The sequence below is a fragment of the Rhizobium sp. BR 317 genome (assembly GCF_047445835.1).
Lineage (GTDB): Bacteria > Pseudomonadota > Alphaproteobacteria > Rhizobiales > Rhizobiaceae > Rhizobium > Rhizobium paranaense.
Genome location: NZ_JARWLB010000155.1, coordinates 1 through 1,011, shown reverse-complemented (window position 1 = coordinate 1,011; position 1,011 = coordinate 1). Strand labels below are relative to the sequence as shown.

The window sequence follows — 1,011 nt, the reverse complement described above, 5'->3', positions numbered from 1 at the left end:
GGCTTGGTGAGCGGAGTGCTTGTTGCCGCGCTCAAGGTCCCGCCGTTCGTAGTGACGCTTGGCATGTTGAGCGTGGCCCGCGGGCTCACCTTGATCTTTTCGGAAGGACGCCCCATCCCGAATCTGTCGGATCCCTTCAAGTGGATTGGCTCCGGGCAGATCATGTATATCCCGGTACCGATCGTCATCCTGTTCGTCGTCTTCCTGATTGGATGGACCGTTCTAAACTATACGACTTTCGGCCGTTATGTGTACGCAGTTGGCGGCAACGAGAAGGCGGCTCGCACGAGCGGCATTTCCACCAAGGTGATCGTCGGTGCGACCTATGTGATCTCGGGCCTCCTGGCTGGTCTTGCGGGGCTTGTCCTGACGGCTCGCACTACCGCTGCGCTGCCGCAAGCGGGCATCGGTTATGAACTCGATGCGATMGCCGCCGTCGTGATCGGCGGGACGAGCCTTGCGGGCGGCCGCGGATCGCTGCTCGGCACACTGATCGGCGCGCTCATCATCGGCACGATCAACAACGGCATGGACCTCATGGGCGTGTCTTCATACTACCAGCAGGTCCTCAAGGGCACGATCATCGTGGTCGCGGTMATCGCCGACCAAATCCGCAAATAAGACCAATCCCGAAATTGCCGCCGGGGAAGGCCGGCGACAATGTCCGGCCCAGCGTGTCGCGTCCGGACGTATCWTAAACCAGAGGAGAATATGAAATGCAGATGTCTAGGAGGAACCTGCTCAATGCGGGTGTGGGTATGGCAATCGCCGTAGCGACGTTGGCTGGCGGGAACTTCGCCTTCGCGCAGGACAAAATTCGGATCGCGGCTCTCTCGTTCGGTGAGTCCGGCGAGTACATGAAGGCTTGGTCGACGGAAATCCAGAACCATCCCGCCGTCAAATCGGGCGAGGTCGAGATCACCGTTTTCGACGGCAAGTATGATCCACTGACACAGGCGAACCAGATCGACACAGCGATCACCCAACAATTCAACGCGATCATCATGTCAC

The 1,011-nt window shown here is 59.1% G+C and carries 1 protein-coding gene and 1 pseudogene; both read left to right on the top strand.

Translation table 11 applies throughout. The features are described 5' to 3' along the window. Positions 1 to 621, top strand: a 621-nt coding sequence (locus QD357_RS32485; protein WP_414126110.1) for an ABC transporter permease, incomplete at its 5' end; no start/stop codon positions are given. A gap of 95 nt (positions 622 to 716) precedes the next feature. Next, positions 717 to 1,011, top strand: a pseudogene (locus QD357_RS32480) (sugar ABC transporter substrate-binding protein); the annotation flags it as partial.